Source organism: Microbacterium sp. G2-16M (assembly GCF_055809115.1).
In genome coordinates this window covers 2118621-2143634 of sequence record NZ_CM147897.1, presented here as the reverse complement: position 1 = coordinate 2143634, position 25014 = coordinate 2118621, and the positions used below count along the sequence as shown (strand labels likewise).

26 protein-coding genes are annotated in these 25014 nt (G+C 69.1%); 14 read left to right on the top strand and 12 right to left on the bottom strand.

Annotated features, from left to right (window positions below):
• Window positions 1-98: 98 nt before the first annotated feature.
• The 3 genes from AC0L6F_RS10185 to AC0L6F_RS10175 all read right to left on the bottom strand — a co-directional run bounded on the left by AC0L6F_RS10185 (window position 99) and on the right by AC0L6F_RS10175 (window position 3276).
• Window positions 99-1022, bottom strand: coding sequence for a DUF2971 domain-containing protein (locus tag AC0L6F_RS10185; protein WP_473537809.1), 924 nt, complete (start codon window positions 1020-1022; stop codon window positions 99-101).
• A 171-nt stretch (window positions 1023-1193) separates the two neighbouring features.
• Window positions 1194-1856, bottom strand: a complete 663-nt coding sequence (locus AC0L6F_RS10180) for a hypothetical protein (RefSeq protein WP_473537808.1) — start codon at window positions 1854-1856, stop codon at window positions 1194-1196.
• A 610-nt stretch (window positions 1857-2466) separates the two neighbouring features.
• Complete coding sequence (locus tag AC0L6F_RS10175; protein ID WP_473537807.1) at window positions 2467-3276, bottom strand: nuclease-related domain-containing protein; 810 nt, start codon at window positions 3274-3276, stop codon at window positions 2467-2469.
• A gap of 255 nt (window positions 3277-3531) precedes the next feature.
• Here AC0L6F_RS10175 and AC0L6F_RS10170 point away from each other — a divergent pair, with 255 nt between their 5' ends.
• Window positions 3532-4269 (top strand): alpha/beta hydrolase, encoded by a 738-nt coding sequence (locus tag AC0L6F_RS10170; RefSeq protein ID WP_473537806.1) that lies wholly within the window; start codon window positions 3532-3534, stop codon window positions 4267-4269.
• 52 nt (window positions 4270-4321) lie between these two features.
• Here AC0L6F_RS10170 and AC0L6F_RS10165 read toward each other — a convergent pair whose 3' ends face one another.
• Window positions 4322-5137 carry a hypothetical protein gene (locus AC0L6F_RS10165; protein WP_473537805.1) on the bottom strand — a complete coding sequence of 272 codons (816 nt, stop codon included), beginning with the start codon at window positions 5135-5137 and terminating at the stop codon, window positions 4322-4324.
• Between the two features lie 8 nt (window positions 5138-5145).
• Window positions 5146-5997 carry a helix-turn-helix transcriptional regulator gene (locus tag AC0L6F_RS10160; RefSeq protein WP_473537804.1) on the bottom strand — a complete coding sequence of 284 codons (852 nt, stop codon included), beginning with the start codon at window positions 5995-5997 and terminating at the stop codon, window positions 5146-5148.
• A gap of 101 nt (window positions 5998-6098) precedes the next feature.
• Here AC0L6F_RS10160 and AC0L6F_RS10155 point away from each other — a divergent pair, with 101 nt between their 5' ends.
• The 3 genes from AC0L6F_RS10155 (at window position 6099) to AC0L6F_RS10145 (ending at window position 7771) form a co-directional block, all read left to right on the top strand.
• Window positions 6099-6803: an SDR family NAD(P)-dependent oxidoreductase gene (locus AC0L6F_RS10155; protein ID WP_473537803.1), complete on the top strand. Its 705-nt coding sequence runs from the start codon at window positions 6099-6101 to the stop codon at window positions 6801-6803.
• 186 nt (window positions 6804-6989) lie between these two features.
• Complete coding sequence (locus tag AC0L6F_RS10150) at window positions 6990-7409, top strand: hypothetical protein (RefSeq protein ID WP_473537802.1); 420 nt, start codon at window positions 6990-6992, stop codon at window positions 7407-7409.
• A complete protein-coding gene (locus AC0L6F_RS10145) occupies window positions 7406-7771 on the top strand; it encodes a DUF5615 family PIN-like protein (RefSeq protein ID WP_473537801.1) in 366 nt (121 codons plus the stop codon). Before AC0L6F_RS10150 ends, AC0L6F_RS10145 begins: the two co-directional genes overlap by 4 nt.
• A gap of 34 nt (window positions 7772-7805) precedes the next feature.
• Here the strand turns inward: AC0L6F_RS10145 and AC0L6F_RS10140 are convergent, their stop codons facing one another.
• Both AC0L6F_RS10140 and AC0L6F_RS10135 read right to left on the bottom strand, forming a co-directional pair.
• On the bottom strand, window positions 7806-8195 hold the full coding sequence (locus AC0L6F_RS10140) for a VOC family protein (RefSeq protein WP_473537800.1): 390 nt from the start codon (window positions 8193-8195) through the stop codon (window positions 7806-7808).
• Window positions 8196-8277: 82 nt separating this feature from the next.
• Entirely contained in the window at window positions 8278-9537 is a 1260-nt protein-coding gene (locus AC0L6F_RS10135) for an MFS transporter (RefSeq protein ID WP_473537799.1), read from the bottom strand.
• Window positions 9538-9627: 90 nt separating this feature from the next.
• On the opposite strand from AC0L6F_RS10135, the gene AC0L6F_RS10130 reads away from it, so the two are divergent.
• The 3 genes from AC0L6F_RS10130 to AC0L6F_RS10120 all read left to right on the top strand — a co-directional run bounded on the left by AC0L6F_RS10130 (window position 9628) and on the right by AC0L6F_RS10120 (window position 12386).
• Window positions 9628-10302, top strand: coding sequence for a GntR family transcriptional regulator (locus AC0L6F_RS10130; RefSeq protein WP_473537798.1), 675 nt, complete (start codon window positions 9628-9630; stop codon window positions 10300-10302).
• Window positions 10303-10557: 255 nt separating this feature from the next.
• Window positions 10558-11496: a hypothetical protein gene (locus tag AC0L6F_RS10125; protein WP_473537797.1), complete on the top strand. Its 939-nt coding sequence runs from the start codon at window positions 10558-10560 to the stop codon at window positions 11494-11496.
• Window positions 11484-12386: a GSU2403 family nucleotidyltransferase fold protein gene (locus AC0L6F_RS10120; RefSeq protein ID WP_473537796.1), complete on the top strand. Its 903-nt coding sequence runs from the start codon at window positions 11484-11486 to the stop codon at window positions 12384-12386. Before AC0L6F_RS10125 ends, AC0L6F_RS10120 begins: the two co-directional genes overlap by 13 nt.
• On the opposite strand, the gene AC0L6F_RS10115 is transcribed toward AC0L6F_RS10120, so the two are convergent.
• The 5 genes from AC0L6F_RS10115 to AC0L6F_RS10095 form a co-directional block, all read right to left on the bottom strand.
• On the bottom strand, window positions 12317-13282 hold the full coding sequence (locus tag AC0L6F_RS10115) for an IS481 family transposase (RefSeq protein ID WP_473537795.1): 966 nt from the start codon (window positions 13280-13282) through the stop codon (window positions 12317-12319). The two genes, AC0L6F_RS10120 and AC0L6F_RS10115, sit on opposite strands and share 70 nt — an antisense overlap.
• 182 nt (window positions 13283-13464) lie before the next feature.
• The gene (locus tag AC0L6F_RS10110) at window positions 13465-14718 is read right to left on the bottom strand and encodes a hypothetical protein (RefSeq protein ID WP_274636466.1); all 1254 of its coding nucleotides are present in this window, start codon (window positions 14716-14718) and stop codon (window positions 13465-13467) included.
• A gap of 42 nt (window positions 14719-14760) precedes the next feature.
• Window positions 14761-14919 carry a hypothetical protein gene (locus AC0L6F_RS10105; protein WP_274636465.1) on the bottom strand — a complete coding sequence of 53 codons (159 nt, stop codon included), beginning with the start codon at window positions 14917-14919 and terminating at the stop codon, window positions 14761-14763.
• 45 nt (window positions 14920-14964) lie between these two features.
• Window positions 14965-16215, bottom strand: a complete 1251-nt coding sequence (locus AC0L6F_RS10100) for an RNA polymerase sigma factor (protein WP_473537794.1) — start codon at window positions 16213-16215, stop codon at window positions 14965-14967.
• Between the two features lie 18 nt (window positions 16216-16233).
• Entirely contained in the window at window positions 16234-16653 is a 420-nt protein-coding gene (locus tag AC0L6F_RS10095) for a YciI family protein (protein WP_274636463.1), read from the bottom strand.
• 226 nt (window positions 16654-16879) lie between these two features.
• Here AC0L6F_RS10095 and AC0L6F_RS10090 point away from each other — a divergent pair, with 226 nt between their 5' ends.
• The 7 genes from AC0L6F_RS10090 (at window position 16880) to AC0L6F_RS10060 (ending at window position 24996) form a co-directional block, all read left to right on the top strand.
• Entirely contained in the window at window positions 16880-17353 is a 474-nt protein-coding gene (locus AC0L6F_RS10090) for a MaoC/PaaZ C-terminal domain-containing protein (protein ID WP_473537793.1), read from the top strand.
• 277 nt (window positions 17354-17630) lie between these two features.
• Complete coding sequence (locus AC0L6F_RS10085; RefSeq protein WP_473537792.1) at window positions 17631-19076, top strand: threonine/serine exporter family protein; 1446 nt, start codon at window positions 17631-17633, stop codon at window positions 19074-19076.
• 157 nt (window positions 19077-19233) lie between these two features.
• The gene (locus tag AC0L6F_RS10080; RefSeq protein WP_259613030.1) at window positions 19234-19647 is read left to right on the top strand and encodes a hypothetical protein; all 414 of its coding nucleotides are present in this window, start codon (window positions 19234-19236) and stop codon (window positions 19645-19647) included.
• 1070 nt (window positions 19648-20717) lie between these two features.
• Complete coding sequence (locus tag AC0L6F_RS10075) at window positions 20718-21926, top strand: ROK family protein (protein WP_473537791.1); 1209 nt, start codon at window positions 20718-20720, stop codon at window positions 21924-21926.
• Complete coding sequence (locus tag AC0L6F_RS10070; RefSeq protein WP_473537790.1) at window positions 21923-22870, top strand: carbohydrate ABC transporter permease; 948 nt, start codon at window positions 21923-21925, stop codon at window positions 22868-22870. Before AC0L6F_RS10075 ends, AC0L6F_RS10070 begins: the two co-directional genes overlap by 4 nt.
• Window positions 22863-23693, top strand: coding sequence for a carbohydrate ABC transporter permease (locus AC0L6F_RS10065; protein ID WP_473537789.1), 831 nt, complete (start codon window positions 22863-22865; stop codon window positions 23691-23693). The genes AC0L6F_RS10070 and AC0L6F_RS10065 overlap by 8 nt, the downstream gene beginning before the upstream one ends.
• A gap of 46 nt (window positions 23694-23739) precedes the next feature.
• Window positions 23740-24996, top strand: coding sequence for an ABC transporter substrate-binding protein (locus AC0L6F_RS10060; protein WP_473537787.1), 1257 nt, complete (start codon window positions 23740-23742; stop codon window positions 24994-24996).
• The last annotated feature ends 18 nt before the right edge of the window (window positions 24997-25014 follow it).

Sequence of the window (25014 nt, the reverse complement as noted above, 5' to 3'; positions counted from 1 at the left end):
CCAAGTTGACGCGCGTCGAGTTCGAAGCCAATGTGATCAAAGGCCACGTACGCGGTCTCACGAGAAGCGTCACCGACACCCTCAGCAGTCCCGGACGACTACTTTTTCCCGACAGAGTTCATGGAATTGATGTACTCCTCCAAGAGTCCATGTGCAGCGAGCGATCGCCAAGAGTTACTTGCTGCCGCAATATCACGATCAGCGTCCTCAATCCTGCACCATGAGCAGCGATTGCCCTCTTCTAGAGGCTCGGCGCACATATCGCAAGCGTTGTCGGGTTCTGAGAGCGCCCCTTCCGCAAAGACTCGCGACGAACCGTCTGAAGCCAAGAAGAATGGGGTTATGTTGCTTCGCCCGATCCTGCACTCATACACTTCGCAACCGATTTTCGCGGCGTAAGAGCGCACTTTGGCCTGCGTGTAAGCGTCGGTGTTCGAGCCGAGGAACACCGCGGTCACGCATTGGCGCGGAATCGAAAGGAGTGACGCTCCATCCACGTGAGCGAGGTCGGTCGCATTGTTCAGGACGAGACGCCTCTCCTTCTCGTACGACCAACAGGAGGCCTTTGTGAAGTACGCGGCGTGATAGACGCTATTGCGGAGAAAGTAGATATCCCTAAACTTCTGGCGAAACTGAGCCCGCGCGAGAGATTGCGCGAGGTTCTCCTGGGGTGAGTCGCGGTAGGTGACGTCCTGGATAGCACAGGAGTCACCGAGCTCAGCACGTAGTGCTGCTTCGTCTACCTCAACTACAAACCCCTCGCCGTTCTGTCCGTAGTGAGCCCACATTGGAACGACATCAGGGTGACGTGAGAAGCAGGTAGTGGGCATCATCTCTAGCTCGCCGATCACCTCCTCATAGAAAGCGAGAGTTTCAGGGGGAGAATTGGGGTCAACGGTGAGAAACAACTCGAAAGGGTCATTGAACTCGCTCGGCAGAGAGAACTTGAGTGTTGCTCCATGTTGCGAAAGTGCCTTGTCTGCAAGGTCAGGGGCGAGGTACTTATACAGCTTGCCGGCCAAAGGACTTCCTTTCGGGGACAAAGTCTTGCTCGGATCAGGCTTCGCTGTGCCGAGGCCGGGTCTCAGGGCAAACGATACCTCGACCATCCGCAGGGTGTGTCTCGCCCCGGGGGGGGGGGGGGGGCCGTCCTAGGCAAACGCGCGCGGACAACGATCCGGAGAGATCGCCCGTCAGGCGAAGCGTCCGAAGAGCTTTCGCGTTGACTCCAACGCCTTCGGGACAGGCGACTGGACCGGGTGCCATTGGTTGTTGGCGGGGTGTGGCACATCGAGTTGCACGCCCGGCATTCGCTCGAGCTCTCGCACATATCTCTGAACCCAACGTCCGCACGCGACAACCGTGCACGCTGAGTCCAGCGCCAACTGGTCAACGCGATCCTGCAGGTCGTCCAGAAGGATCTGGCCGACCAAGTTTGCTTTCGTGCTTGGGGTCCTACTCACGGTCGATGCCACCGACTTCCGAAACGTCTCGCCTAACCATTTCCAGTCGGGCTTGGACAAGTCCGGCGGAACGGCAGTGCGCTCGAATGCCGCCGCCTGCAACGGAACTGTCGACACGTTCATCACCGCGAGGCGACCCTCGCCCGTGCGGTGTCTAGCTGCGACGAAGCCCCCCAGACTGTCGCCGCCCCAGTTAGCGCCCTGCAGAAACTTGAGCGCTGACTTCCCCGCATCACCGACGACTGGGCGTCTGGGCGCCTCAAGCTCGTCGACGTGGGGCGATTCGAGTATGAAAAGCAGTCGAATGTCGCGCCCGTTCGCCGGCACGAGGTCGGGAACGTGCCACGCACTCGTTGGGCCGTCGCGAACGTACTCGCTGGGTGTGATTGGCACGTGAGCAGGCTAGGCCACTCTCCGCTACAGCGTCGGTCTCGCGCAGCCCGTGGTTCTGCACCACTCACAGCAACCTTGAACGTGCACCGCCCGGTTAGGGATCGTCCGACACCCTGATGCGATGGTCGGACGCGGCTGAGTCGACACGGCGTCTGTCACCGAGTCCTCGGGCTGAGGGACGGCCGCCTTGGTCACGGGCGTCGCTGACTCCGGCGCAACTGGCTCAGCTCCATGCATCGCTTCTGTGGACTGTTGAGGGGTCGCCCTCATGGCCGTGTCTGCCTGTACGTCTCCCAGGAGCTGGACGACTAAGGCGACACCACCGGCAGCTAGAGCCAGAGCTCCCGCGCACACACCGACCACGGTCCAAACCGTCCGACGTCTCATCCAGAATCACCGCATGTTCCCCAGTTGAATTGCGCCACGTCCCCCGTTGATACCAAGGCCAAAAGCAGCGCACGCCGATAGCCGGCGACCGGACGTCTTACAGCGACGAACGTATCAGGCCGTGTAGCCACGGGCATCGCGGCTAGATGTCTTGGTCGCCCCGCGGGGACGTCCCAGCGGCCGGATGCGACCACTCGGATCCGAAGGGGAGTCGCGCGTCTCGTCATCCGAGAACCTGCATAAGCAGCGGCGTCGCTGTCGCCGTGATCAGCGCAAGAAGGCCGAGCGACGCCCAAAGCAGCCTCACCCGTTTCGCGGCACGGACTTCGTCGTGCAGCGCGTTGAACCGGCCGAGGTCGACGGCCTCCGCATCGGGCGCTACGGTCCAGGTCGTCGGGACGGCGGCTACCGCGGCGAGGTGTGCATGGGCGGTCGCATCGAGGCTGGACGGTCGCCTGCGCAGCCAGCGCACGAGCTCCCGGTCGCGGAGGACCGCGACATCCTTCGGTCGCTCTTTGACAGTCACCTCGCGGGCACCCACGATCGCGAGGACCGGGTGCACCGCGACATCCGTGCCGGTTGCCGCACTGAGAAGTCGTGCCGCACGCTCTGCCTCGAATCGTGAGTTGCGCAGGTGATCCGTCTTCTGCCCGTTCACGAGGATGCGGCGTGCTCCGACCCAGACCTTCGCGTCGTCGTGGAGCTTCGTGTTGATCGTGAAGACGCCGCCGGGGCCGATCAGGACGTGGTCGATGTCGCTGCCGCGCACACCAACACGGACGGAGTGCAGAACCGTCCACTCGCCACCCAGACCCGCCAGCCGACGCGCGATCTCGCGCTCGCCGAGCGTCCCCAGGTACCACGAACGGGAGTCAGCGGACAGCGGTGATCGGCCGAACACCCGCGCGATCCGACCACGCGGCGCGACGCTGCTCTGCACGCGCAGGCACTCGATGATCACCTGCCTGGCAGGCGTGCTGCCGAACGCCGTCACCGGAGCTTCGAGAGCGCTGGACTCGGGAGGGGTCGACACACCTGCACGCTATCGGCCGACTGGTCCCGATCGTGAGCCGGATGCCGCGACAACACGGTCGACTCGACCGTGCCGGACGCCCGTCGAAGCAGGCACGCGACAGCGCCCCCTGCTACGCTCGCCCCACAGCCGAGACACGAAGCGAGGAGGTGAGACCCATGAACGAATCGACGTGGGTGCTCCTCAGCGGGGTCACGGTCGGGCGATAGGTCGTCCGGGAGCGCCGTCTGAAGAGCACTCTCGAAAGGCGCGACCATGCAGTTCACCACCGAACGACGACTCGACCACGACGTCGTCGAGCGCGGGTTCACCCTCGACGGGATCCCCGGGATGCTGTGGACCCCGGCATCCGCCTCGGCCGACGATCCCATCCCGCTCATCCTCATGGGCCACCCCGGCCGGCTGGGCCCGATGTACCCGCGGCTGGCCGCGCGGGCCACCGCCGCGGCAGGGCAGGGGTTCGCCACCGCCACCATCGAGCTGCCGGGCGCCGGCGACCGTCCCCGCCTCGCCGCCGTCGACCAGGCGCGCGCCGACCTGCGGGCCGCGCTCGCGGCCGGCGAACCGGTCTCGGGCGACATCGTCGACCGGCTCATCCTCCCGCTGGTCGACCAGGCCGTGCCCGAATGGCAGGCGCTCCTGGATGAAGCGCTGTCGCTGCCCGAGATCGGCGGCCCGGTCGGATACTCCGGCGGAGTCATCGGCATCGGCATCCGGCTCGCGGTCGTCGAGCCGCGGATCGTCGCGGCGGGCCTGTTCGCCGGCAGCTACGTGCCGGCGAGGCTGCTCGAAGAGGCCCGGCAGGTCACGATCCCGCTGCACGTGCTGCTGCAATGGGATGACGAGGGCAACGACCGGCAGCTGGCGCTGGACCTGTTCGACGCGTTCGGGTCGACCCAGAAGACGCTGCAGGCCAACCTGGGCGGGCACACCGGGGTGCCCTCGTTCGCCGGTGAGGACGCGGCCCGCTTCTTCGCCCGTCACCTGGCGTAGCGGAGGGATGTCGTGCGGTGCGCCGCAGTTGATCCGGCCGTTGCCCGCGGGCTCAGTGCGGCGCCCGCAGCTGATCGACCGGGCGCAGGGCTGTCTCGGCGCGGCATCCCAGTTCTCCGGGCTGGAGCAGCACGCGGGGAACGTGGAGAACCTCGACGCCGCCGGTGGGCCGGCGCACCGCGAGCAGGCAGTCGTCGGCATCCCCCATCGCGAACCCGACCTGGTGATCGCCGATCGCGACGGACGCGGCGAACGCGACCTCGCGGTCGCCGGTGGGCTGCGGCATCCGCTTCTTCACTTCGGCGAGGATGTCGTCGGGAGAACCTTCCGCAGTCGCACGGGTGAGCACGTCGACGACGACGTCTTCGGCGCCGTCGGGTATGACGTAGACGGGACGGGTATCGACGGGCGGATCGATGGGGTGCGCGTCCGCCGGGCAGTCGATCGAATGGGCGACCGCGTTGTCGTCGTCCCAGTGCGCGTGGTCGTCGGTGACGACGCCCCAGTAGTCGAACTGCGACTCGAAGCACGCCACGTAGGGGTCGGCGCCGTCGTAGCGCTCGATCGTGACCCGCAGCTGCAGGGTGCCGAACGGCTCGGCGTGCGTGGCGTCCGGGTAGGCCGTGTAGCCGATCAGCTGGGGTGAGGCCAGGCCGCCGAGCCGCTCGTCGGCCCATCGGGCATAGTCGTCGATCGTGTCGGTCGGACCGCGGTACAGGTGCCGGGCGATGTCGGCCGCTTCGTGGTGCGCCCGCGTGGCAAGCGCCGCGTCGCGGCCGGACGTGGTGGGGGCGCAGCCGGTCAGCGCCCCGGCGGCCAGAAGCGATGCGAGGAGGGCCGCGGCGCGGAGGGGACGGGAAGCCGGCATGAGTCGATCTAACCCTGACCGGCCAGTTCCTGCGACCCGAGCACGACCGCCAGCTCGAGCTTCTGCGCGCCCTCTGAGCCGGGCTCGGCCGTGTAGACCATGATCCGCAGGTCGTCGTCGGTGACGACGAGCACGTCGCAGTCGAGCTCGATCGGGCCGACCAGCGGGTGGTCGATGATCTTGTGCCGCGACGGCTCGGCGGTCGGGGCATCCGTCGCCGAGGTCCACAGCTCTCGGAACGTCGGACTCTGCGCGCGCAGGTCGTCGACCAGGCGCCGCAGCCGCCCGTCATCCGGGTACCGGGCGACCGTCATCCGCAGGTCGGCGACCAGGCCCGCGTTCTGCCGCGCCTGCTCTTCAGGAGTGTGCCGCGCCCGCGAACCGCTGCCGGCCACGTTGCGCCACACCGCGTTGCGATCGTTGCCCCGCAGCTGCGACGTGGCCCCCATCAGGGCGTCGAACGGCGCGTTCGCCTGGATCAGATTCCACGCCGCGTCGTACACGACGACCGGGGTGTTCGCCAGCCGATCCAGCAGCCGCTGCACGCTCGGCGCGACCCGGGTCGGGACGACGCCCGGCCCCGGCACCGACAGCCCCGCCCCGCGGAACAGCCGCTCGCGCTCGTTGTCGCTCACGCGCAGCGCGCGGGCGAGGGCTTCGACCACCTGCGCCGACGGCGACGTCGCGCGGCCCTGTTCGAGCCGGGTCAGGTAGTCCACCGAGATGCCGGCCAGCTGCGCCAGTTCTTCGCGGCGCAGCCCCAGCGCGCGGCGATGGCCTCCCGCCGGCATCCCGACCGCCGCCGGCTCGACCCGGTCGCGCCACTGTCGCACCAGCCGGCCGAATTCGCGATCATCCACTCTGCCAGCCTGGCACTCGCACCGCCGCCTGTCGTGGTACTGCCGTTCCTACGATGAGCGGAGCGCTGGCTGTGGATGCCGCATCCGCGCACGATCGGACCATGACAACAATCCTCATCACCGGGGCCAACAAGGGCCTCGGCAAGGCGACCGCCCAGCTGCTCGTCTCCCACGGCCACACCGTCTATGTCGGAGCGAGGGATGCCGCACGCGGCCGCGCCGCCGCCGACGAGATCGGTGCGCGGTTCGTCCCCCTCGACGTGACCGACGACGCCTCGGTCGCCGCCGCGTTCGAGCGCATCGCCGCCGACGGCGGACTGGACGTGCTCGTGAACAACGCGGGCATCGCGAACCGTCTCGGCCCGACCGAGGCCCTCGACGGGCCGAGCGTGCTGTCGGTGTACGACACGAACGTGGTCGGCATCGTGCGCGTGACCGAGGCGGCGCTGCCGCTGCTCACCCGATCGGCGAACCCGGTCGTCGTCAACATCTCGAGCGCGCTCGGCTCGTTCTGGGCCACCCACGAGCCGTCGCGTCCCGCGTCGCACTTCCCCTCGATCGTGTACGGATCGAGCAAGGCCGCCGTCTCGATGCTCACCGTGCAGTACGCGAAGGTGCATCCGCAGGTGAAGTTCAACGCGGTCGAGCCGGGCATCACCGCGACCGACCTCGGCGGCGGCGGCGTCGACGATCACCCGGGGCGCCCGGCCGACGTGAGCGCCCGGATCGTCGCGCAGCTCGCCGAGATCGGGACCGACGGCCCCACCGGCTCGTTCTGGGAGGACGACGGCGAACTGGGGTGGTGAGACGGATGCTGCCGGGCCGAAGGCCGCCCGGCAGCATCCATCTGCGGCACGGCGCGGAATACGATGTGGCGGTGAGCCAACCGTCAGACGAGGGACCGTTCTATCACGGCACGAAGGCCGATCTGCGGGGGGCGACCTGCTCACCGCGGGCTGCCGGTCGGCTGTTGCGCTACACTGTAGTGCACCATGACAACGCCTCTTTCGATCAGGTTCAGCCCGACCCTGCTCGACCGTCTCCGCGCTCGTGCGGCCGCCCGAGACCTGACGCCGTCGGGGCTTGCGCAACGGCTCGTCGACGAGGGGCTGCGCTCGCAGGAGTTCCCGGGCGTCGTCTTTCGAGACGGACCCTCGGGTCGACGGGCGGCCCTTTCCGTCGGCCCCGATGTGTGGGAAGTGATCGCCGCCCTGCGCGACAGCGAGACGCGCGGGGACGAAGCGATCGCCGCAATCGCCGCTGACTTCGAACTCACCCCAGGCCGTGTCCGCGCCGCACTGGACTATTACGGAGCCTATGCCGACGAGATCGATCGCGAGATCGAGCGGAACGATCGCGCGGCCGACGAGGCTCAACGCGGATGGCAGGCCCAGCGGCGTCTCCTGGCATGACGGAGCGGCTGCTTCTCGACGAGCACTATTCGCAGGCCATCGCCGCCGCGCTGCGTGTCCGCGGGCACGACGTCGTCGCGGTCGTCACCGACCCCGACCTGCGTGGCGCCGACGACCCCGCGATCTTTCGATCGGCGGCGCAGTCCGGTCGGCGCATCGTCACCGAGAACATCAAGGATTTCCGGCCGCTTCTGCTGGCGGCGCTCGATGCCGGTGATCTCGCTGCGGCGTTGCTGCTGGTACCGCCTCGTCGATTTCCGCGAGGGAGCGCGAGTCGCACGGGTGCCATCATCGGTGCGATCGAAGCGTGGATGTCGCGAGCTGGCGACGGTGATCGCCCCGTCGAAGACTGGCTCGTCTGACGACCTGCGACCGCGGGGAGGCGATACCGCGCGGTCAGCCCTGGAGCACGGACAGGACGTTGCCGGCCGGGTCGCGGAACCAGGCGATGTCGGGGCCGTGGCCGTTGCCCCGGGCGATGCCCTTCTCGTCCGTGCCGAAGTCCGGGTCGCGATAGATCTTCGTCTCCACCCCGCGCGCATTGAGGTCGTCGATGGCCGCATCGATGTCGTCGACGCTGAAGTTCAGGATGGTGAAGCTCGCCGGCTCGTGGTTCGGCTTGGGGTAGATCAGCACGTGGGCGCCCGCGGGGAGCACGAGGTCGAGCATGCCCATCGGATTGTCCTCGACATCCAGCCCGAGGGTCTGGCCGTAGAACGTCTTGGCCGCGGCGATGTCGTCGACGCTGAAGCCGCTGAACGCGTCGGTGGGGGTGAAGCCGGTCATTCCTCCAGCATCCTCCGTCGCAGGCGCCGCGTCCACAGGCGGCTCGACCGGGGCCGCGCGCGGCGCGAGCGTTCGCGCCGGCTCAGGATCTGGCTCGATCCCCGGGACCTGCCAAGGCGTCGGCCGTGGCATCCACTTCGGCTTCGGCCGGGATGGGCGTGGGCTCACGCGGGATGACCGGCACCGCGAAGAGCGGCGCGAGCGCCACCGCGGCGAACGCGAGCGGGTAGCCGACCAGCGTGATCAGGCCGCCCACCGCGGGCCCGACCACCGATGCCGCCAGGAACTGCCCGGTGTTCTGCGTGCCCAGCGCCCGGCCCGACCAGAACGGCCCGGCGATCTCGGCCACCGCGGTGTAGGCCAGGCCGTTGTCGGCGACCGTGATCGTGGCGGCCACGATCAGCGCGGCCGCGCCCGCCCACGCCGGGGCGAGCTCGCTGGCCGCGAGCAGCACCATGACCAGCCCGGCGGCCCACGCCACCCAACGCAGCGGTCTCATCCGGCTGCCGACGTGGTCCGACAGCATCCCGATCGCGACCCGCCCCAGCGCGCCGATGAACTGCGCGGCGCCCACGACGATGCCGGCCGCCACCGGGCTGAGACCGCGATCGGCGGTCAGCCAGACCAGCCCGAAGATCGACACGGTGAACTGCGGCACGACCAGCAGGGCCGATGCCGCGTGGATCCGGACCAGCCCCAGGCGCGACCGATACGGGTTCGCCGGCCGGGTCGCGGCATCCGTCCCCGTCCGCGCCGGGCGCGGCGGATCCACGATGAGCACGACGCTGAGCACGGCGAGCACGGCCGTCAGCACGAGCGGCAGCGACATCGCGTCCGACACGCCACCGGATGCCGCGAGCGGCGGGATGGCGAGGGCAGCGACCGCGACCCCCAGCGGCTGGCACATCTGTCGGATGCCCATCGCCAGCCCGCGACGATTCTTCGGGAACCAGCCGACGACCACACGGCCGCTGGCGGCGTTCGTGCTGCCCGAGGCGGCCCCGCCCAGCAGGAGGAAGAGGCCGAGCCCGAGGTATCCCGGAGCCAGGACCGCCCCGACCGCGGCGAGGGCGGTCAGAGCCATACCCCCGGCGATCACCCAGCGCTCGCCGACGCGGTCGGTCAGCGCACCCCAGGCGACGAGGGTGAGGACGAGTCCGAGCGTGGGGGCGGAGGCGAGCAGGCCCGCCTGGGCGAGCGGGATGCCGCGCTGGGTGTGCAGCAGGGGGATGAGGAAGGCGGGCGCCGACTGGAAGACCGTGCCGGCGGCCTGCGCGAGCACCGCCACGGCCAGCATCACCCACGGGCGGGCGCCGACCCGCGGCTGTGTCGTCCAGCTCATTGGTATACCGTAGTGGTATCCCAATCCGGTTCGCAACTCGCGCTCATGCCGGATACTGGAGCGGAGCCGACACACCGGGAGCGAGCATCCATGCCCACCTCACAGACCCAGCTGCTCTATGACCGGGTGCGGCAGGCGATCCTGTCGTTCGACCTCGTTCCCGGCTCGTCGCTGAGCGAACGCGGGCTCGAGGCCCAGTACGGCGCGAGTCGCACTCCCGTGCGCGCGGCGCTGATGCGCCTGCAGGCCGAGGGGCTGGCAGCCCGCGATGGGCGCGCGTGGCGGGTCACCCCGATCGACCTGGACGAGGTCACCGCCCTGGCCGAGTACCGAGAGGCCGTCGAGATCGCCGCGGCGCGGCTCGCCTGCGAGCGCGCGTCCGATGACGAGATCGCGGCGCTCGCCGCGGCCGACCGCGACGCACAGGACTCGGCCGGCGATGCGGAGGCCGGGATGCGGCGCGGGTCCGACTTCCACGAGGGGCTGGCCGCGCTGGCCGGGAATCCGTTCATCCGGCAGGCGGTGACGGATGCCGTGACCCGCATGGCGCGGGCGCGCTGGCTCGAGATGCGCAGCGAGGAGGGGCGGGATGCCGCCTGGCGCGAGCACGCCGCGATCGTCGACGCCGTCCGCGCCCGCGATGCGCAGGCCGCGGCATCCGCCGTCGCCCGCCACTCGCAGGCGAACCTGGAGCGCCTTCTGACCTCGCTGCGCGCCGATCGCCGTGCGCTCGGCGCGCGCGGGCTGCGCATCGTCGGGGAGTGAGGCGTGGTGGGGGTCCACAGATTACTGGCCCACGCGAGAGGTGGCAATTGTTCGGGGAATATGGACTTTCCGCATCGAGCGGAATACCCTTATTTTCAGAAACAGGGGGTGCAGACCTTGGAAACGAGCCCACCCGAGTCGGACGGAGAACTGCTTCGCGCAGCCCGCCTACTCATAGCCGAGCGGCTACCGCCGGGATGGAGCATCCAGAACGCGGAGAAGCCAAACGCAACTCAGGAGCCATGCGGCGCTTTCATGCTGACCGCGCCCGACGGCAGCACCATCGTCATAGCGAGTGAGATAAAGCGCACCATCACCAAGAGCGTCGCGATCGGCGCGGCTCGAACCCTCGCCGTCGAGGCCGGCCCCGGATCAGTGCCCATGCTCATCACGCGGTACCTGTCTCCCGAGGCGCGCGCGGCACTTCGCGATGGCGGCGTCGCGTATGCCGATGCGACAGGCAATCTCTTCCTCTCTGCGACGGAACCCGCGGTCTACCTCGCGGATCGTGGAGCCGACAAAGACCCCTGGCGCGGTGCCGGTAGACCGCGCGGAACGCTGAAGGGGGAACCGGCGGCACGCGTGGTCAGAGCGCTTCTCGATGAACGCGCGAATTGGCGCATTCGAGATCTCATCGAAGCATCAGGGGCGTCGACCGGGGCGACGTACCGGGTGCTCGAGTATCTGAACGAGCAGGAGTTGGCGACGCGCGACGAGAACGGCACCTGGTCGATTCCGGATTGGGAGCAGTTGCTTCGCGCGTGGGCGGGGGACTGGAGATTTTTGAGTGAGAACAAGGTGGCGCGTTACCTTCAGCCGCGGGGCCTCAGTCGCGCGCGCGATTCCATCGCCGCCTCCGGTATGAAATACGCCGTCACCGGTGCGACAGCGGCGAGTGAATGGTCGTCGATCGCCCCGGCGCGCTCCCTGATGATCTATGTCGAGGACGCTGAAACCGCGGCAGATGAATGGGAGCTTCGGCGGACAGAGACAGGGGCGAATGTCATCTTGCTCGAGCCTCGAAGGAATCCGTCGTTCGTGTTCGCAAACATGGGCGCGCTGGGGGATGGGCTCAAGCGCGTCGCTCCCGCGCAGGTTGCAGCCGATCTGCTCAACGGACCGGGTCGTGACCCGGCCGAGGCCGAAGAGTTGCTCACATGGATGAGGGAGAACGAAGCGTCATGGAGGACCTGAACGACGCGACCATACGTGCACGCGCAGTATTGCTGGACGCCCTGGGAGCACTCGACGAGCATTTGCCATCGATCATTCTCGTCGGCGCGCAGGCGATCTACATGCACACTCACGCCGCCGATGTCGCAATCGCCGAGTTCACTACCGATGCCGACCTCGCGATCGACGCGAGGGTCGTCTCTGAGCATCCGCTCATCGAAGAGGCAATGAGTGCCGCCGGATTCGTGCCGAAGGCCGGTGACAGTAGCCCCGGGACGTGGATGTCGCCGACCGGCGTGCCCGTCGACCTGATGGTGCCCGATCAGGTGGCGGGTCGGGGCCGTCGCGGCGTGACGATTCCGCCTCATGGTCGGAGATCGATGCGTCGGACGACCGGGCTCGAACCGGCATTGGTCGACAACGCATTCATGACTGTGTACGCGCTTGACAACGCAGACTCACGCTCCTTCACGATTCGTGTCGCCGGTCCGGCAGCGCTGTTGATCGCCAAACTGCACAAGCTGGCTGAGCGGCGCGACGACCCCAGGAGGCATGACCACAAGGACGCCCATGACATTTACCGCCTCCTCGTGGCAGTCGATACGCGCGACCTGGCGGACAGCATTCGCGCGCTTTTGGCCACCGATGTGAGCTCGGCGGCTACACGCAAAGGAATCGAGCTGCTCGCCGAACTGTATGCGAGAGGACCTGACGCGTTCGGCTCACAGGCCGCAGGTGCCGCGGAGGAGGGCATCGGGGACCCCGAGCGCACTGCGCTCTCAGCCAGCCTGCTCGCTGAGGACCTTTCCGCTGCGATTGGGCGGCTAGGTGTACCCGGCCATCAGGTTGGTAGCAGTCGGCTGATCGGCGGGTGGCCTCCGAGTGCGCTATGGCGACGTTCATTGTTGTAGTGCTCGAGCCAGGGTGCAAGGGCTGCGGCTCGCTCTGCATTGCTGGTGAAGGTCTGGCGGTAGGCCCACTCGGTGGCCAGGGTCCGGTTCAGTCGCTCGACTTTGCCGTTCTGCCAGGGGCAGTGGGGCTTGATGAACGTCTGCCGGATCTCGTGCGTCGCGCAGACCTCGCGGAGCGACCACCTGTAGGCCCAGGCGTTGTCGGTCATCAACCGCTCGATCCGGGTGATGCCGTGCGCGGCGAAGTAGACGATCGCGCGCTCGAGGAACGCAGCGCATGTCGGCCCCTTCTCGTCGGGAAGGATCTCGCTGTAGGCCAGCCTGGAGTGGTCGTCGATGAGGGAGTGGACGTAGTCGAAACCGACCTTGGTGTTGCGGTCGCGTTGGATCGACGCGCTGGCGCGGCCGTGGGCGCGCCATCCGCCGCCGTCAGGGATCCGGCCGAGCTTCTTCACGTCCATGTGCACCAGTTCGCCCGGCTGGTCGCGTTCGTACCGCACTGCGGTCTGCTTCGAGGAACGGATCACTTCGCCAGTGATCGGATCGCATTCGCGCAGGTAGGGCACGTTGTGCCGGCGCAGGATCCGGGACACCGTTCGTGCGGGCACCCCGACCTTCGGGCCGAGGACATCGGGGCCGCTTCGCTCCTTGGCCCGTGCAGTGAGGACCCGCTGCTCGATCTCGTCGCTGGTTCTCGTGGGCATCGTGTGAGGTCGTGACGACCGCGTCGCGAGTCCAGCATCGCCTTCGGCGCGAAAACGATCGATCCAGGTCTTCACGCACTTCCGGGAGATGCCCATCGCGGCGGCGATATGGGCTTGCGGCCAACCCGCTTGGTGGCGTTGGACGATCAATCGGCGACCGTGAACGGTCAGTCGCGCGTTACCGTGGGACACGAGAACCTCCGGTGGGTCTTGGCCCTAGACAAGCCACATCCCACTCGGAGGTTCTCGTTCGCTCAACCAGGCTCGCCGCTACCAACGTCCTGGCCGGGTACAGCTAGGCGGAGTCTGAGCTCTTCGACGAGCAGATCGGTCCGACCAGCGCCAGGACGCCGGGAACCCCTTCAAGCCGCTCCTCACACCCGCGCAGCATCCATCCGCGCGATCAGCGACGGTCGGCGCGCGTACCGTGCGCGCAGTTCCGCCAGGTATTCGCTGGCGAACTCGGGCTGCCCCGCATCGAGCGCGGCCGTGCGCAGCGCTTTCATCCGCCGCACGGCTCCGGGATACACGCGCGTGTTCGCCGCGACGAGCCGGTCGTCGATGAGCTGTGCCATCACCGGCAGGACGGCGCCCGGATCGACCTTGGCGTAGCGGGCGACGAGGTCGTCCCACTGATCCGCGAGCAGCGAGCGACCATCCTCGGCGGCGCGAAGCGCCTCGTGCCATGCGCGCTCGACATCGCCCGCGTCGATCAGATATGAGGTGAGCTCCCAGGCCCGCCCCCGCAGCTGCGCGATCGCCGCCTCGCGGTGCACCTGCCACGTGCCACCCGCCGCCTCTTCCCATACGCGCGCATTCGATGCCGTCGGCCACCGGTAGAAGACCTCGGATGCTGCGGCCGCGGCATCCTTCCCTCCCGACGCCGTCACCAGCTCGACCCACAGCTCACCGCACTGCTGTTGCTGGAACTCTCCACCGGGCAGATGCATCCCCTCCTGTGCGACGGCGATCGCCCGGTCGATGAATCCGGCCTCGCGCAGCGCCTTCGCCGCGGCGGCCCGCAGGTGTGCGCGCGGCAGATCGCCGCCGTGCGTGCGCACGATCGCCTCTTCGTCCTCGTGCAGCACGGCCAACCGCTGCAGGTTGGCGCGCAGCGCATGCCGAGCGTGCCACTCGTCATCGTGGTCGAACTCCAGCTCGGGGCGATCGTCGAATGCCGACAGCTGTGTCCGACGCGCCGCCAGCTGCGCCTCGAAGCGCGCGATGCCGCGCTCACCGAGGGCCTCTTCATAATCGATGACATCGATAGTGAAGTACTGGCCCAGCTCACCGAACTGCTGCTTCTGGATCCAGGTTGACAGGGTCGCCGCTGCCGGCGGCGCTTCGGCGCACAGCTCGGCGTGCAGGTTCAGCAGGTCGGCGATCACGAGCTGGATCACGCCGTTCGAGTCATCCGCGCGCATCAGCACCCGGAACGTGCTGGCGATCGCCTTCTGCACGACGGGGATCACGCCCGCCGCACCGTAGTCCTCGGCCATATCGGCGAGCAGCGGCACGGCCTGCTCGGCCTCGAATGCGTATTCGTCGACGGCGCGCCAGTTCCACATGTCGCGTCGTGTGGTGCGGAACGAGGCCAGAACGTTCGGGATGTCGCGAGCGAGCGTCATGCGTCCAGGATGCCAGGCTTCACGCAAGACGTGCCGCGGCGCTCAGCCCACGTAGCGCTCCACCGCCGAGATCGGTGCCATCAGATGCAGCTCATCGATGGGTGATGCGAGAAAGTCGCCGTTGTGCAGGGAGAAGTCTCGGGCGACCTCGTCGCGGCAGTGCACGAACACCGCGCCCGCACCGATGCTGCGGCTCAGCACGACGGACCGGAGGAGTGCGCACGTGCGCTTCCTCGCTGCGCTCGCTCAACGACCGAGGGTGAGGGCGGTGGCCTTCTGGCGCAGCACCTGCTGCTGCGCCGCGTTCGCGCACAGGGCCGCTGCGGTCAGCAGCTCCGAGCGGGCCTCGTCGAGCCGTCCGAGTTGGGCGAGCAGCTCTCCGCGCACGCTCGGCAGCAGGTGCGAGCCGCGCAGCGCCCCCGCCTCGTCGATCTCGTCGACGATCGGCAGCGCCGCAGCCGGACCCTGCGCCATCGAGACGGCGACCGCCCGGTTCAGGTCCACGACGGGGTTCGGCGCGACCCGTCCGAGCACCTCGTACAGGGTCACGATCCGCGCCCAGTCGGTCTCGGCGACGCTCGGCGCGACGGCATGACACTGCGCGATCGCGGCCTGCAGGGCGTAGGCGCCTCGGCCCGTGCCGCGTGCGCGAGCCGCGGCATCCGCCCGCTTCAGCAGCCCGATCGCGCGCTGGATCTGCCCGTGGTCCCACCGCGACCGGTCTTGGTCGGCCAGCAGCACGGGCGCACCCGAGCCGGCCTCGCGGGCGGCGAAGCGCGAGCGCTGGAACTCCATCAGCGCCACCAGCGCGAGCGGCTCGGGCTCGCGCGGCAGCAGCCCGACCACGACCCGGCCCAGCCGGATCGCCTCGTCGGCGAGCTCCGGACGCACCCAGCGGTCGCCCGCCGTGGCGGCGTACCCCTCGGTGAAGACGAGATATACGACCCCGAGCACGGCGCTCAGCCGCGCCTTCCACTCGCTCGGGTCGGGCGTCTCGAACGGCACCCGCGCCGCGGCCAGCGACTTCTTCGCCCGGGTGATGCGCGCCTGCACGGTGGGCACGCTGGTCAGCAGCATCCGCGCGATCTCGTCCGTCGACAGCCCCGCGACCACCCGCAGCGTCAGCGCCACCTGCGATTCGCGCGACAGCGCCGGGTGGCACGCGGTGAACACGAGCCGCAGCACGTCGTCGTCGATCGGCTGCCAGTCGTCGTCGGATGCCTCGTCCAGCGTCCGCGCGATCGCCGCGTACCGGTCGTCCAGCCGCTCGCGCCGACGCCAGGCGTCGATCGCGCGCCGCTTCGCGACGGCCGTCAGCCACGCGCCCGGATTGTTCGGGATGCCGGAGTCCGGCCACGCGCCGAGAGCTTCGATGAGCGCTTCCTGAGTGACATCCTCGGCGAGGCCGAGGTCGCCGGTCATCTTGGCGACGGATGCCGTGATCCGCGGCCCTTCGATGCGCCAGACGGCCTCGACCGTGCGCCGGGTGTCATCCATGTCGGTTCGCGTTGCGGCTCAGTTGGCGCCCAGCTCGGCGCGCCACTCCTTCTCCTTCTGGACGTACTCGTTGTCGGCGAAGGCCTCGAAGTCGGCATCCTCGTGCACGCGCCGCACCTCGAGCTTGCTGCCCGGGCCGAGGGGGCAGCGCTTGGCCCACTCGAGCGCCTCTTCGGCCGTGGCGGTCTGGATGATCCAGAACCCGTTGAACAGCTCGTGCACCTCGCCGTAGGGGCCGTCGCTGACGATCGGCGGCTCGGCGGCGAAGTCGACGACGTAGCCCGGCTCGTACGACAGTCCTTCGCCGGCGACCATCACCCCGGCCTTGATCATGGACTCGTTGTACGCGCCCATCGCATTCAGCACCTCGTTGAAATCGAGCTGCTTCGACGCCTCGACCGCCTCGGCGGTGGCCCGCATGATCAGGATGTGCTTCATTTCGATTCTCCTTGAACGGTGGGGACCTTTCGTCCCCTCTCACTATCGCGTCGAACGGGCGTCAGCGGAATCGACATCGGGGGATGAAATCTTGCCGGCGGCGCGATTCATCTGTCGCGGTTGCGCGCGTTCGCGGGGGATCGTGCGCAACGGTGACAGATGAACAGGGCGCGGATGCCGTCGGGCCGGCGCTAGCCTGGTCGGGCACGCTGGAAGGAGGACGCGCATGCCGCTGTTCCTGGAAGACCTCGAAGCCGGGCAGTCGTTCGTCAGTCCGGGCCGCACCATCACCGAGGCGGATGTCATGTCATTCGCCGCATGGACCAACGACAACAACCAGGTGCACACCGACGCCGAGTTCGCGAAGGGCACGCGCTACGGACAGCGGATCGTGCACGGGATGCTGGGCGCCTCGCTCTGTCTGGGGCTCATCGCCCGCACCGGCGTGTTCGAGGGCAGCGCCGTCGCTCTGCTCGGCATCGACGGGTGGCGATTCACCGCCCCGGTGTTCATCGGCGACACGGTCACGTGCACCGTCGACATCCTCTCCACCCGTCCGACCTCGTCGGGCGACTACGGGGTCGTCGAACGCCAGGTGACGCTGCGCAACCAGCACGGCGAGACCGTGCAGTCCGGCCGGATGGACCTGATGGTGCTCCGCCGGCCGGCCCCTGACGAGAGCATCACCGCGACCGGATAGCGGCGCGTTTCGTCAACCGTCGTCGGCCGCCATTCGAGCCGCCGCTGCCAGCGCCGGGAAGCGGCGTCTTTCACAGTGCGACCGCCTCGGCGAGGATCCGCTGATCCCGCGTGTCATCGAGCGCGGTGACGGGCACGGCCGACACCCTGCCCCCGGCATCCGCTCTCGTCCCGCGCCCGCTCGGATGCGGCACCTGCGGCCGCCCCCGGCATCCGCGCTGTCCCCGGCATCCGCGCTGTCCCCGGCATCCGCGCGAGCCTGGCCCTAGGCTGGATGGATGACCGGCGACGCCCAGCGGCCCGACCGGCTGCGCACCTGGTGGAGCCGGCGGCTGCGCGTGTTCAGCGGTGAGATCGTCCGTGCGGCGTTCCCGCCCACGCAGCGCGTCTCGATCCCGTGGAGCGACGACGCGCTCTCGCAGCGGCACGCCCGCGCGGTCATCGACCTGTGCCTGCGCGCCGGCGAGACGATGCTCGCCACCGGCGCGACGACGGCGGACGTGGTGGCCACGGTGCTGCGCATCAGCGCGACCTACGGGCTGCGCAACGTCCACGTCGACATCGCGTTCACCTCGATCACGATCTCGGTGCATCGCGGACTGGACGAGAATCCCATCTCGATCATGCGCGTGGTGAAGGTCCGCACGACCGATTACACGCGGCTGCAGGCGGTGTACCGGCTGATCGACGAGGCGGTCACGTCGGGCGGCGCGATCGACGTCGACGAGGTGCGCGAGCGGCTCGGCACGATCCTGAACCAGCCGCATCCGTACCGCCGGTGGATCGTGACGCTCGGGATGGCGGTGCTGGCCGCCGGCGTGGTCGTGATGTTCAACGCGAGCGTCGTGCTGGTCGTCGTGGCCGCGGCATCCGCGGTGATCGCCGATCTGATCGGTCGGCGCCTGAGCAAGTGGGGGATCGCGGTCTTCTTCTCCCAGATCGCGTGCGCGGCGGCCATCACCATCATCGCCGTGGTCATGTACTGGCTGCGCTCGGTGGGACTCGAGCTGCCGGGGACGAACCACCCGACCGTGATCGTCATCTCGGGCATCATCATGCTGCTGTCCGGCATCGGCCTGACCACGGCCGCCCGCGACGCCGTCGACGGCTACTACCTCACCGCCGCGGCGCGGATGATGGAGGTCGTCATGCTCACCCTGGGCCTGGCGATCGGCATCTGGATCACGCTCGGCGCCGCCTTCCGGCTCGGGGCACCCGTCGCCGTCGGGACCACGCTCGGCGGCGGGCGCGGGCTGTGGGCCGGGATGCTGGGGGTCGCCCTCATCGGGATCGGCTTCGCCCTCACCTCTTATGTGCGCTTCGGCCTGGCGCCGCTGATGGCGGCCGATGCGGCCGCCGTGTTCGCCGTGTACTACCTGCTGCGCCCGCTCATGCCGCAGCCGGGGATGGCCGCGGCCGTGGCCGGCGCGGTCGCGGGGGTGATCGCCTACCTCGCGTACCGGTGGATCAAGGTGCCCGAATCGGCGATGGCCATGGCCGGCATCATCGGACTGATCCCCGGCCTGGCCTTCTACCAGGGGCTGTACAGCCTCATCGGCGACGACTTCGACCCGTCGGCGGCGGCGCCCGCGCTGCTGACGGCCGCCGCCACCGGGCTGGGCCTGGCCGCCGGCACCGCCATCGGCGGATACATCGCCCGGCTCAGCTTCGGCCTCGACCGCTCGGCGCGGATCGCCCAGCGCCGCTCCCGCGTCCGCGGCTGAGGCGGGGTGCGGGGCTTCGGATCGCCCGGTTCTGGCGGGTTCGGCATCCTCGGTCGACCGAGTTCTGAGCCCCCGCGGCGTCTCGGCGGCTCGCCGCCCGCGGATCCGGCGTATCGTACAGACGGTCGGCGCGTCGCGCGCCGGGAAGGAGGTCATCATGCGGTTGCGAGACATCCCCACCCGGCTGGCCACCGGGGCATACATCGTGCACTCCGGGATCACCAAGCTCAGCGCCGGCCCGGAACAGGTCGCGGGCCTGTACGCCGGCGCCACGAGCGCGTATCCGGCGCTGACGCGCATCCCCGCCGGCAAATTCGTCCGGCTGCTGGCGATCGGCGAGATCACGGTCGGATCGCTGCTGCTCGTCCCGTTCGTCCCCACCGCCCTCGCGGGCGCCGCGCTGACGGTGTTCTCGTCCGGACTGGTCGGCATGTACCTGCGCACCCCGGCGCTGCGCAAGCCGGGCAGCATCTGGCCGAGCCAGGCGGGCACCGCGATCAGCAAGGACTCGTGGATGCTGGCCATCGGCCTGAGCCTGCTGATCGGCGCCGCCGAGGACGACGAGGACTGAGCCGCGCCCCGCCCGCCGCGCTCGCCCCTGCGCTCGCGCGCTCGGGCCGGTCGCTCGGCGCCCCCGCGCCAAGGTGCACCGTCCGGGGCGGTGCCCGTCGCTCCGCGCCGCCCGCCCCCGGCGCCGCTCGGCTCCTTCCCGGCTGCTCGCGCGCCCGTTTTCCGCATCCGCGCCGGAATGAAACGGGCGCGGTTGCCGAAAAGGGCAGCGCGAGCGCAGCCAGACGGTGTCGCCGCTCGCGGCGCCGACGTTCGCCGCTCTTGCCGCTGCCGCCGGTGTCTCACGCGCCGCCCGCGCCACGACCGCTCGCGCGCCCGTTTTCCGCATCCGCGCCCGAATGAAACGGGCGCGGTTGCGGGAAAGGGCAGCGCGAGCGCGCCCACATGAGATCACCGCCCCGTACTGCGCGCTTGCCGGCCGGGTTGACCGCGTCGCCGCTCGCGGTGCCGATGTTCGTCGCTGCCGCCGGTGTCTCACGCGCCGCCCGCGCCCCGGCTGCTCGCGCGCCCGTTTTCCGCATCCGCGCCCGAATGAAACGGGCGCGGTTGCGGGAAAGGGCAGCGCGAGCGCGCCCACATGAGATCACCGCCCCGTACTGCGCGCTTGCCGGCCGGGTTGACCGCGTCGCCGCTCGCGGTGCCGATGTTCGTCGCTGCCGCCGGGGTCTCACGCGCCGCCCGCGCCCCGGCTGCTCGCGCGCCCGTCTTCCGCATCCGCGCCCGAATGAAACGGGCGCGGTTGCGGGAAAGGGCAGCGCGAGCGCGCCCACATGAGATCACCGCCCCGTACTGCGCGCTTGCCGGCCGGGTTGACCGCGTCGCCGCTCGCGGTGCCGATGTTCGTCGCTGCCGCCGGGGTCTCACGCGCCGCCCGCGCCCCGACTGCTCGCGCGCCCGTTTTCCGCATCCGCGCCCACAAGAAACGGACGCGGACGCGGGAAAGGGCAGCGCGAGCGCAGCCACTTAGAAGAAACGGGCGCGGACGCGGGAAAGGGCAACGCGAGCGCGGCCACTTGACACCGCCAGCCGCTTCCTTCTACAGTTTCTTTACTACTTAACAAAGGGGTAAAGATGGGTGCTGCGTCCCGGTCTCAGGCCGACGTGAACCGCACGGCGATCCTGGCGCACTTGGGCGCGCACGGGCCCGCATCGCGTGCGGAGCTCGCCCGGGCGCTCGACGTCTCGGCGGCCTTGGTCACCCAGCTCACCCGCGACCTGCTGGCCGACGGACTGCTCGAGGAGCTCGAGGCGGCCAAGAGCGGCGGCCGCCCGGCACGCATGCTCGGCATCGTCTCGCACGACATCACCGCGCTCGGGGTCAAGGTCGCCCCCGACCACATCGCGTTCGTCGAGGTCGGCATCGACGGGGTCGTGCGCCGCTCCGGAACCCGCCCGTTCGACGCGGTCTCGCCGCTGGCCGTGCCGCACCTCACCGACCTCGTCCAGGAGTTCATCATCGCGGGCGACTCGGACCAGCTCATCGGCATCGGCGTCGGACTGCCCGGCACGGTCGCACAGCAGGGGATCGGCGTGGTCGACTCCACCCAGCTGCGCTGGAACCAGGTGTCGCTCGGCGAGCAGATGCGCCGCGCACTCGGGCTGCCGGTTGTGGTCGAGAACAACGTCAACGCGCTCACGGTCGCCGAGCAGCTGTATGGGCAGGGCCGCGACTTCCGCAATGTGCTGGTCGTGACGGTCGGCAACGGCGTGGGCGCCGGCCTCGTCGCCGACGGGGTGATCGTCCGCGGACGCGCCGGCGGTGCCGGCGACCTCGGACACATCCCGGTGCGTGAAGACGGGCCCCTCTGCCAGTGCGGCAACCGCGGCTGCCTCGAGGCGATCATCGGCCAGGCTGCGCTCGTGAACGACGCCCGTTCCATCCGCCTGCTGGGCGAGACCGAGGGCATCGACGAGCTCCGCGAGCTCGCCGACACCGGCAACGACCAGGCCCGGGAGATCTTCGCGCACGCCGGCCACCAGCTCGGCCGTTCGCTGGCCGGCGCGGTGAACCTGTTCGCCCCCGACATCGTCGTCCTCTCCGGCGAGGGCATGGAGGCGTGGACGCACTGGGCGCCGTCGTTCGAGAACGCGCTGCGCAGCGCCCTGGTCCCCGGCAAGCGCGGGACCACGGTGGCGGTCGAGCGCTGGCAGGACGACCGGTGGGCGCAGGGCGCCGCCGCCCTCGTCCTGGCCACGCCCTTCGACTCGCAGGGTGTCGCCGGCGAGCAGGGACGTCTGGTGCGCGAGCGCCTGGTGGCATCGATCGAGGCGCGTCCATGACCACGATGACCATCACTCCGGCCGTCGCCGCTGTGCCGGCAACGCCCTCCGGGACGCCGGCCCGCCGCCGGCCCAGGCGGGTGAAGTACCTGCTCACCGTCGCGGTGTTCCTGCTGCCCAGCCTGATCCCGTTGCTCGCGTTCGTCATCGGACCGATGATCTCGGCCGCGTGGACGAGCCTGCACTCCTGGAACCTCATCGGCCCGATGAAGTGGGTGGGCCTGGACAACTACGCCCACCTGCTCACCGATCCCGTGACCGGGCAGGCGTTCCTGCACACCATCTACTACATCGTGGGCTACCTGCCGATCGTCTACGTCGGCGGGCTCGCCCTCGCCCTGGCGCTGAACGCGAAACTGCGCGGACGCTCGTTCCTGCGCGGTGTCTACTTCCTGCCCGTCATCACCAGCTGGGTCGTCGTGGCGCTGGTCTGGCGCTGGCTGCTGAACCCGTCCACCGGCATCGTCAACACCGTGCTGGGCTGGGTCGGCATCGACGGGCCGGGCTGGTGGACCGACCCGGTCTGGTCGATGCCGTCGATCATCCTCGCATCGGCCTGGAAGGACCTCGGCTTCGTGATGGTCATCCTGCTGGCCGGGCTGCAGTCGATCAACCCCGACCTGTACGAGGCCGCCGAGCTCGACGGCGCGGGCTGGTGGCGGCGCCTGTTCAGCGTCACGCTGCCAATGCTGTCGCCGTCCACGTTCTTCGTCGTCGTGCTCTCGCTGATCAACGGCTTCCAGGTGTTCGACCAGGTCTATGTCATGACCGGCGGCGGCCCGAACAACTCGAGTCAGGTCGTGGTGCAGCAGGTCTACGACCTCACGTTCCGGTACGGGCAGGCCGGGATGGCGTCGGCCCTGTCATGGCTGCTGTTCTTCGTCATCCTCATCGTCACGCTGATCCAGTTCTACGGGCAGCGCAAGTGGGTGAACTATGACTGACGCCCTCCGCCGCAACGTCACCGGCCGATCGGTGCTCTACGTCGTGCTCATCGTCGGCGCGCTGATCATGGTGTTCCCGTTCGTGTGGACGGTCGTGACATCCCTCACCCCGGGAGCGACCCTCACCACGACGCCGAAGCTGATCCCGGACAACCCGTCCCTCGCCCCGTACTTCGAGCTGTTCAGCCGGGTGCCGTTCGGACAGGTCATCGTCAACTCGCTCATCATCGCCGTGATCAGCACGGTGTTCCAGCTCATCACGAGCGCCATGGCCGCCTACGCGTTCGCGCGGATGCCGTTCCGAGGCCGCGGCGCCGTGTTCGTGCTCTACCTCGCGACGATGATGATCCCGTTCCAGGTGCTGATCGTGCCACTGTTCGCGGAGATGAAGACGCTCGGACTCATCAACACGTACTTCGGCGCGATCCTGCCCACCATCGCCTCGGCGTTCGGCGTGTTCCTGCTGCGCCAGGCGATGAGCTCGGTCCCCTACGACCTCGACCAGGCCGCGACCCTCGACGGCGCCGGGCACTTCCGGATCTTCTTCCAGATCATGCTGCCGCTGATCCGGCCGGCGCTGGCGACGCTCACCGTGTTCGCGTTCCTCAACACCTGGAACAGCTTCCTCTGGCCGCTCATCATCCTGCGGGACCCGATGATGCAGACCCTCCCGGTGGCGCTGTCCAGCCTGCAGGGCCAGTACTCCACCCAATGGGATGTGCTCATGGCCGGTTCGATCATCAGCATCCTGCCCATGTTCGCGCTCTACGTCTTCGCCCAGAAGTACATCGTCCAGGGCGTCGCCGGCGCGGGCATCAAATGAACCCTTCACCCGAAGAGACACCCACATCAAAGGAGATCGCACGCACATGAAGAAGACACTCGTCGCGACGGCATCCGTCGCGCTCCTGGCAGCCGCCGGACTGACCGGCTGCTCTTCGGCCGGTGCCGGCGCCGGCGACGCCGGTGACAGCGGCCCCGTCACCATCACCTACTCGAACTTCATCTCCAACGGCGGCAACGAGGACAACCTCAAGAAGATCGTCGCGGCGTTCGAGAAGGACAACCCCGACATCACCGTCGACGTCACCACGTCGGCGTATGCGGACTACTTCACCAAGCTGCAGACCGACCTGGCCGCGGGCACGCAGTCCGACGTGTTCGACGTCGACGCCGGCAGCTTCGCCAACATCCAGGCCAACGGCGTGCTCGCCGGCCTGGACGGCGTCGACGCCGGGGCGTACCGGCAGTCCGTGCTCGACAGCTACAAGGTGGACGGCAAGCAGTACGGTCTGCCGACCTCGTTCTCGAACGTCGTGCTGTTCTACAACAAGGACCTGTTCGACAAGGCAGGCGTCGGCTACCCGACGGCCGACTGGACGTGGGCCGATGAGAAGGCCACCGCCGCGAAGCTCACTGACAAGGCTGCAGGCGTGTGGGGCGACTACCAGCCCATCTCGTACAACGAGTACTACAAGGCCGTGCAGCAGGCGGGCGGCTCGTTCCTGTCCGACGACGGCACGTCCACGGCCTTCGACTCCGCCGCGGGCAAGGCCGCCGCGGACTGGATCGCGGGCAAGTCGGGGACGGTCATGCCGACCGCGGCCGACGGCGCCGGCACCCCCGACTTCGACACGAACCTGTTCAAGGACGGCAAGCTGGCCATGTGGCACACCGGGATCTGGATGATCAGCCTGGTGGGCGACCTGCCGTTCGGGTGGGACATCGCCGTCGAGCCCGGTGACACCCAGAAGGCCAGCGCCACGTTCTCGAACGCGGTCGTCGTCTCGGATGCCTCCAAGCACAAGGCCGCGGCGCAGAAGTGGGCCGAGTACCTGAGCAGCTCGAAGGAGATGGTCGGCGTCCGCCTCGACGCCGGGTGGGAGCTGCCCGCGATCAGCGACGACGCGCTGCTGAAGCCGTACCTGGAGAAGACGCCGCCGGCGAACCGTCAGGCCGTGTTCGACGCGCTCGACCACATCGCCGCGGCGCCGCAGCTGGGTGCGAACTCGCAGCAGATCCAGGATGCCGCGACCAACGCCCTCGGTGAGATCGCCGCGGGCCGGACCACGACCGAGAAGGCCATCCCCGCGCTGGCCGCCCAGGTCGACGCGCTCCTGAAGTAGCCGCACCGATCGGCCGTG